An 8,068-nucleotide genomic window follows, 5' to 3' on the forward strand; every position below is an offset into this window, starting at 1 on the left:
GCGGACGGCCGGAGGACGGCCGGGCCGGCCTTCAGCGCCCGGGGGTGGGCGCCGGTCCCGGCGGGCGGGGCCCCTTGCGGAGTCCTCCCGGGGGAGGCGCGTCCCGTGGGGGGAGGTGCGCCCCTGCTCCTTCCTGTGCGGGGGTGCCGAGGATCTCCCGGATGACGTGCCGGGCGTTGGCCGCGACGACCGGGTTGGTCGTGCGGTAGTACGGCAGTTGGACGACCGCCATGGACAGGGCCCAGCCCCGGCTCCGGGCCCACGTCGCGTCGTCCACGTCCACCGCCTCGCGGTAGACCCGCCGGGCCGGGGCCGGCAGCAGGTTCCAGGCCGGGATGAGGTCGGTGGCCGGTTCGCCCGTGCCCGCGGTGCCGAAGTCGATGACGGCGGTGACGCGGTCGCCGGCGAGCAGCAGATTGCCCGGCATGAGGTCGGAGTGCGTCCAGCGGGCCGGACCGGTCCACGCCGGTGCCGCGAGGGCCTCCTCCCAGGCCGCGGTGATCTCGTCGGCGTCGAAGGGTTCGTCGGTGCGGCGCAGCGCCTCGATCGCCGCCCGCGTCTCCCGGTCCTGGGAGATCAGCGGTCCGCCCCGGTGCGCGGGCGGACCGCCGGGGAGGTCCACCTTGCGGAGGGCGGTCGCGAACTCGGCGAGGTCGCGGGCCACGAGCTCGGGCTCGGCCAGGTCGCCCTCCACCGGGCTGCGGCCCTCGATCCACCGGTGCACCGCCCACACCAGGGGGTAGCCCTCCCCCGGGACGCCGGTCGCCACCACCTCCGGGATCGGCAGGGGCAGCAGCGGGGCCAGCCGGGGGAGCAGCCGCGCCTCCCGCGCGATGGCCCCGGCTCCGTCGGGACGCAGCGGCAGCCGGACCGTCAGGTCCCGGCCGAGCCGGTAGATCGCGTTGACCGTGCCCCCGGAGGCGAGCCGGGTGACGGGCAGGTCCGCCCACCGGGGGAACTGGGCGCGCAGCAGCCGCCGGACCAGGCCGGTGTCGGTCTCGGCTTCGTCCGCGTGCATCCTGCCCATGGGCCCCCACCAGGTCTCTCGGTTCCGGCCGGGATCGTCGCACGGCCGGGCCACGAGCCGCAGCCCATATTCGGTGGCCGCGGTGACGCCGCACTGTGACGTCGCCGTGCCGCGGTGTCGCCGCCGGAGGTGACGGCCGGCCGTCACGGCGGTCGGCCGGGGGCGATCCGGTGAAGGGGGTGCGTGAGCGGAACGGGCGGGGCGTCGCGCTCACGCCGGGAGTTCGTCGTGGGGCCAGCGGGAGCGGGACTGTTCGCGGGAGCGGAGCAGGGCCAGGGTGGGCATGCCCCGGTCCGGGCCGGTGGCGAGGAGGTCCGGGAGCCGGGGGAGGGGGGCCACGGCCGCCACGTCCTCCAGGACCAGGGTGAATGGTGGGTCGAGCCGACCGAAGGATGACCGTTCGGCCATGCGTCGGCCGTGCTCGACCACGCTCGCGGTGAGAGCCGTCAGCAACGGCATCGCACCCGGACGGGTGCGCGGATCCTCGATGGATTCACCCACCACATAAAGTGTGCCCCCTTCGTGCACGAAGGAATCCAGGGCGAGCGCATCAGTTCGGTGGGGTGTGCAGGCCTCGCGGACGTTGACCGTGGACAGGGCCGCCAGCGCACGCGTCGTCAGCTGCTGCGCGACGTCCCGGCGTTCGGGGTGCGCGGTGAGGGTCGCCTCGAGCTCGCCCGCGGCGCCCGGGGCGGCCTTCGGATGGGTGCGCAGGATGCGCACGGCGTCCTGGACCTGGGTGCCCTGTGCCCAGCGGTGGAGGTGGCGGACGGTACGGCCGTCCACGGCGGCGGCGTGCAGGTAGCTCCGCAGGAGGAGCTGGGCGGTGTCGCCGACGGCCTGGTCGAGCCGGGAGGAGGGGCGGACCGGGGCCAGCAGGGCGGCGGCGCGCGCGACGGCCGTCTCCTTGTCCTCGCAGCCGCTCAGGGGCGACCAGTGGAGGCGGACCGGGGTGTCGCAGCGGTGGGTCGGGTCGTAGAGGTGGACGGGACCGAGCTTGGCCCGCCCGCCCTTCGTCTCCTCCCAGAGGGCGGGGTTCGAGGTGAGGACGAGGACGGGGCCCTCCGCCTCCCGTACGGCCGCGGCGGCGGTGGCGTGGCGGATGTCCGGGGGACCGTAGACCACCGGGCGGGGCGCCTCCGGCGCCTTCGACAGGACCACCGGGTCCACCGGGGCCGCCGAGTCGGTCGGGGCCATCGGGGCCGCCGGGAGGGGAGAGGCTTCGGTGGGGGTGGCTCCCCGGAGTGGTGCCGGGACGGGCAGCGGTGCCGTTTCCCGCACGGGCTCGGGGACGGGTTCGGGCACCGCTCCCGGGGTCGGTACCTCGTGCCGGACCGGCTCCGGCTCCGGCTCCGGTGCCGGGGCCGGGGCCGGGGCCGAGGTCGCCGTCGCCGTGCGTCCCGCCGTCCGTTCCGCCCGCTGCCGGGCCCGTACGGCCCGCCAGCGGGCCAGCGTGCCCAGGACGAAGACGGTGAGGACGGTGAGCAGCATCAGCTGGCCGATGAACAGGCCCCAGAACAGCCCGTACCCCGAGAGGGCGGACGCGGGGGTGTCCGGCCAGGCGCCCGGGATGTCGTGGGGTTCCGCGACGAGGTGGCGCATGGCGACCGGGGTGTCGGCGAAGGTGACGCCGGACGGCCAGGAACCGCGGGCGAAGAGGCCCGCGAGGCCGGTGGCCGTCCACACCATCAGGGTGATGCCGAGCAGGAACGCGAGCAGCCCGACCAGCAGCCCGTCCGGGATGCCGCCCTGGCCGTTCCGTCCCTGTCCGCCGCCCTGCCCGTCCGGTCTCACGTGGGATTCCTTCCCCCCTACGCCACCGTCGACTCGGAGTCGCCGATGTGCTGTTCCACGAAGGCCGCCGCCCGCTGCTCCGCCTCCAGTTCGGCGGCGCGCAGGGCGTCGCCGGCGGCCAGGTCGAGGGAGGACTCGGTCATCGCGCGGTCGGTGAAGACCAGGGGGCGTTCGGTGTCGGTGATGAGGTGCTTGACGACCTGGACGTTGCCGTTGACGTCCCAGACGGCGATGCCCGGGGTGAGCGAGGGGATGATCTCCACCGCCCACCGGGGCAGGCCCAGCACTCTGCCCGTCGCCCGCGCCTCGTCGGCCTTCTGGGCGTAGATGGTCCGGGTCGACGCCATCTTGAGGATCGCCGCCGCCTCCTTCGCCGCCGCCCCGTCCACCACGTCGGACAGGTGGTGGACGACCGCGACGAACGACAGGCCCAGCCGGCGGCCGAACTTGAGCAGCCGCTGGAACAGCTGCGCCACGAACGGGCTGTTGATGATGTGCCAGGCCTCCTCGACCAGGAAGATGCGCTTCTTGCGGTCGGGGCGGATCCAGGTGTGCTCCAGCCACACGCCGACGATCGCCATCAGGATCGGCATGGCGATGGAGTTGCGGTCGATGTGCGACAGGTCGAAGACGATCAGCGGCGCGTCCAGGTCGATGCCGACGGTCGTCGGACCGTCGAACATGCCCCGCAGGTCGCCGTCGACCAGGCGGTCCAGGACGAGCGCGACGTCCAGACCCCAGGCCCGCACGTCGTCTATGGCGACGTTCATCGCCTCCGCCGACTCCGCCTCGGGGTGGCGCAGCCGCTCGACGATGTCGGTGAGGACCGGCTGGCGTTCGACGATCGTCTCGGTGACGTAGGCGTGCGCGACCTTCAGCGCGAAACCGGCCCGCTCGTCCAGGCCGTGCCCCATCGCGACCTCGATGATGGTGCGCAGCAGGGCGAGCTGACCGGTCGTGGTGATCGACGGGTCGAGCGGGTTGAGCCGGATGCCGTGGTCCAGGGCGGCCCTCGGATCCAGCCGGATGGGCGTGATGCCCAGCTCCTGCGCGATCAGGTTCCACTCGCCGACCCCGTCCTCGCCCTGGGCGTCCAGGACGACGACCTGGCGGTCGCGGAAGCGCAGCTGGCGCATGACGTACGTCTTCTCCAGCGCCGACTTGCCGTTGCCGGACTCGCCGAGGACCAGCCAGTGCGGTGCGGGCAGCTGCTGGCCGTACAGCTGGAACGGGTCGTAGATGTAGCCCTTGCCGGAGTAGACCTCGCGGCCGATGATCACGCCGGAGTCACCGAGGCCGGGGGCGGCGGTCGGGAGGTAGACGGCCTGTGCCTGGCCCGTGGAGGTGCGCACCGGCAGCCGTGTCGTCTCGACCTTCCCGAACAGGAACGACGTGAAGGCGTCGGTGACGACGGACAGCGGATCCCGCATCAGAACTCAGCCCCTACCTTCGAATGCCGGTGGCGAACGGGAGAGTGTTCACGAAGGCGCGGTGGTGCTCGCGGTCGCACCACTCCAGCTTCAGGTACGACTTTCCGGCCGAGGCCCGGATGGTCCGCTTGTCGCGGGCCAGCGCCTCGGGGTTGCGGGAGGAGACGGTGATGTAGCCGACGAGGTTGACGCCGGCCGCGCCGCTGGCGAGGTCCTCGCCGCGCTGGTCGAGCCGGCCGTGGGCGGCGATGTCGCGCGGGTCGACCGTGCGGTTCATCTTCGCGGCCCGGGACGCCTCGGCCTCGTCGTTCGTCTTCTCCGTCAGCATGCGCTCGATGGCGACCTCGGTGGGCTCCAGGTCCATCGTCACGGCGACCGTGCGGATCACGTCCGGGGTGTGGACGAGGAGCGGCGCCAGGAAGTTGACGCCCACCGGGGTCATCGGCCACTCCTTGATCCAGGCCGTGGCGTGGCACCAGGGGGCGCGGGTGGAGGACTCGCGGGTCTTGGCCTGGAGGTAGGTGGGCTCCATGGCGTCGAGCTCGGCCGGCCAGGCGTTGCGCTTGGTCATCGCCTGGATGTGGTCGATCGGATGGTCCGGGTCGTACATGGAGTGGATCAACGAGGACAGGCGGCTCTGGCCGAGCGGCTGCCGCACGCGGATGTCGGCCTCCTGGAGCCGGGAGCAGATGTCGGTCAGCTCCCTGGCCATGACGACGGCCAGCCCGGCGTCCCGGTCCACCTTGCGGCGCCCCTGGGTGCGCACCGCGCGCGCCATCGCGTTGGCCTCGGAGGCCAGCTCGCGCGTGTAGTGCATGCAGGCGACCAGGTACGCGCGGTGCTGCTCGCTGCTGGTCGACACCATGGACTGCAGCTGGTCGTAGGACTGCTGGAGCCAGTACGGCGCCTTCTCGTCCCCGCGCTGGGAGACGTCCTTGGCGTGCGCGTCGGGGTCGGCGGGCAGCGTGCGGGCGAGCATCTGGATGCGGGTGACGAAGCCGTCGCCGTTGGCCACGTGCTTGAGCAGCGTGCCGAAGCGGTCGACGAGCGCCTCCTGGTCCTCGGAGTCGCGCAGGCCCACGCCGGGGCCCTCGATCTCGATGGCCGCGGTCACCGTCTTGCGGTCCGCGTGCAGCTGCACGGCGATCTCGTCGGGCCCGAAGGGGGCGGCGAGCCAGGTGATCCGGCCGATCCCGGGCGGCGGCCCGACCTCGACCTCCCGGCCGTCCAGCCGGGTGCCGGCCTCGACGACACCCGAACGGTACGTCGTGCCCCGGCGCAGGGTCCGCTTGTAGCTGCGGTTGATCTCGAACCACTTGTAGAAGGTGCGGCCCTTGTAGGGGACGTACACGGCCGCCAGGGCGATCATCGGGAGGCCCGCGAGCAGCACGATCCGCAGGGTCAGGACGGGGACGAGGAGACCGGCCATCATGCCGAGGAACGCGCCCAGGACGATCAGCGCGATCTCACCGGTCTCGCGATTGCGGCCGACGATCGCGTTCGGCCGGGCCCGGCCGATCAGATACGTACGGCGGGGCGTGACCGGATGGGACACATGGGCTTCGGTCGTCAACGCCCTTCACCTCCCGTGCTGTTGTTGCTGCTGTTGCGGTTTCCGTGGGGCGTGCTCACCGGGCTGCCCTGCCGGGGGGCGGGGGCGGCGGAGGGGACGGCTCCGCCACCGCCGGCCGAGGAGCGCGCACTGTGCGCGGCGACCCCGCCGGAGACGGGGTTGGACGGGCGGCCGCCGCCGGAGGACCGGCCGCCCCCGCCGCCGTGGTGGTCGGCGCGGGTGCTGTGGGTCTTGATGCCCTGCGCGACCATGGTCGCCGGGGAGCTCATCACGGCGGCGGCCTTGCCCTCGGCGCCCTGCATGAGGCGGTTGTTGCGCGAGTTCGCGATCTCGTCGCCGAAGCCGGGGACGAAGCGGTAGATCATCGCCGACGCGAAGATGGCGAGCAGGATGATCGCCAGGCCGGACACCACGGCGGAGAACGCGTTCGGCCCGTCCTCGTTGGACAGCGCGCCCGCCAGACCCAGCACTATGACGACGACCGGCTTCACCAGGATCACCGCGATCATGATGCCCGCCCAGCGCCGGACGTGGCCCCACAGGTTCTTGTCGACCAGACCCGCGTACACGACCGTGCCCAGCAGCGCGCCCACGTAGAGCAGCGCCGCGCGGATCACCAGCTCCAGCCACAACACCCCGGCCGCGACGATCGACACCAGCGAGACGACGATCAGCATGATCGGGCCGCCGCCGATGTCCTCGCCCTTCTCCAGGGCGCCGGCGAACGTGCCGAAGAACGTGCTGGTCTGGTCGCCGGTCGCGTTCGCCAGCACCTCGGTGATGCCGTCCGTGGCCCGCACGACCGTGTAGAGGATCAGCGGGGTGAACGCCGAGGCCAGCACCGTCAGCCACAGGAAGCCGATCGCCTCGGACAGGGCCGTCGTGAGGGGGACGCCCCGCACGGCCCGCTTGGCGACCGCCATCAGCCACAGGATCAGCGTCAGGACCGTCGACGCGGCGAAGACGACCCCGTACTGCTTCAGGAACGTGGGGTTGGTGAAGTCCACGGCCGCCGTCTCGTCGACGGCGGCACTGAGCTTCTTGATCGTCCAGCTCGCGGCATCGGCACAGCCCCGGGCGAGGGAACCCAGGGGGTCGAGGGCGGAGGTGGGGTCGTTGAAGGTGCCGGACCTGCCGGAGGAGCCGCCGGAGGAACCGCCTTCGCGGTCGCAGTAGTCCTTGGCGGGGCCGCGGATCAGGTCGCAGGGGTCGTTGCTGCCCTCGGGGGCCGGCGTGGGGGTGGGCTCGGCGACGGCACGTGTGGCGAACAGCACCGCCGCGGCTTGTACGACGGTGACAGCGGCTGTGAGTTTGAGGAAGCGGTGGTTAGCGCGCATACGTGAACCCTCCGAATTCCTCGACAGCCTTCGTCATGTCGTCGGCGGTGGAGGCCTGCTGGTCGCGCCCGACTGGGACGGGACCGTCCTTCTGCTGGAAGTCCGTGATCTTCCAATCGTCCTCGACCCATGACAGCTGATACGTGGTGGTGTACCAGCTCTCCGTCACAGGATTGGTCGAGCCCTCGCCGGAGAGACCGAACAGGGAGGTGTACCAGACCTCGACAGTGGCAGCGTTCTCGGTCGACTTCGTGACCTTGGTTCCCACGGGGATCACACGAGAGATGAAGGTCTGTCCGGTGGGAGCCTTGCCGGTCTTGTCGAGGCCGATGTTCGCCAGAAACTCCTCGTTGGAGTACGCCCGGTCGAGGTCCGCCTGTCGGGCGGCAGCGACGTCGGGGGCATAGACAGCCGTAACGATGTCGCGCCGACGATCGGCGTCGAACAACTCCGCCGAACCCAACGCGACGGAGTAGTTCGCCGCCGCGCTCTCCGCCCCCTGGCGGTCGTGGGCGAAGCCGGAGGGGATGCCGGCGTTCGCCGACCGGACCGGCTTCTCCCCGGAGGGGGCCGTGGCCGCCGTCTGCGGGGAGTCGTCGGTCCCGTCCGTCGAGGAGGTGTCTCCGCCACGGTTCGCGAAGGCGATCGCGGCGATCAGGAGCACCACCACGCCGACCACCATGACCAGGCTGCGGGACGACGTACGGCCGCCCTTGCGTCCGCCGCCGTAGGGACCGCCGCTGTCCGGCATGCGGGTGCGGGTCTGGCCCGTGCCGCCGTACCCGCCGGTGTTCTCGTACTCGTCCCCGGGACTCATACCGCGTGCGCCCCCTCAGCGTCGTGCGGAAACACCTCGTACTCCGTGTACTCCTGGTACGACGGTAGCCGTGCTGGTCCCCGCGCGGGC

6 protein-coding genes are annotated in these 8,068 nt (G+C 72.3%); all 6 read right to left on the reverse strand.

What is annotated here, in order from left to right; all coding sequences use genetic code 11:
- Window positions 1-31: 31 nt before the first annotated feature.
- The 6 genes from AOK18_RS18660 to AOK18_RS18685 all read right to left on the reverse strand — a co-directional run bounded on the left by AOK18_RS18660 (window position 32) and on the right by AOK18_RS18685 (window position 7,978).
- A complete protein-coding gene (locus tag AOK18_RS18660; protein ID WP_079105087.1) occupies window positions 32-1,018 on the reverse strand; it encodes an aminoglycoside phosphotransferase family protein in 987 nt (328 codons plus the stop codon).
- Window positions 1,019-1,237: 219 nt separating this feature from the next.
- Window positions 1,238-2,821, reverse strand: coding sequence for a hypothetical protein (locus AOK18_RS18665; protein WP_055695114.1), 1,584 nt, complete (start codon window positions 2,819-2,821; stop codon window positions 1,238-1,240).
- Window positions 2,822-2,838: 17 nt separating this feature from the next.
- Entirely contained in the window at window positions 2,839-4,251 is a 1,413-nt protein-coding gene (locus AOK18_RS18670; protein WP_055571329.1) for an ATP-binding protein, read from the reverse strand.
- A 13-nt stretch (window positions 4,252-4,264) separates the two neighbouring features.
- Window positions 4,265-5,824 (reverse strand): SCO6880 family protein, encoded by a 1,560-nt coding sequence (locus AOK18_RS18675; RefSeq protein WP_055695115.1) that lies wholly within the window; start codon window positions 5,822-5,824, stop codon window positions 4,265-4,267.
- Window positions 5,821-7,161 (reverse strand): hypothetical protein, encoded by a 1,341-nt coding sequence (locus AOK18_RS18680; RefSeq protein ID WP_055695116.1) that lies wholly within the window; start codon window positions 7,159-7,161, stop codon window positions 5,821-5,823. Before AOK18_RS18680 ends, AOK18_RS18675 begins: the two co-directional genes overlap by 4 nt.
- Window positions 7,151-7,978, reverse strand: coding sequence for a hypothetical protein (locus tag AOK18_RS18685; protein WP_055695117.1), 828 nt, complete (start codon window positions 7,976-7,978; stop codon window positions 7,151-7,153). Before AOK18_RS18685 ends, AOK18_RS18680 begins: the two co-directional genes overlap by 11 nt.
- Window positions 7,979-8,068: the final 90 nt, after the last annotated feature.

The sequence above is a fragment of the Streptomyces prasinopilosus genome (assembly GCF_001419695.1).
GTDB classification, from domain to species: Bacteria; Actinomycetota; Actinomycetes; order Streptomycetales; family Streptomycetaceae; genus Streptomyces; species Streptomyces prasinopilosus.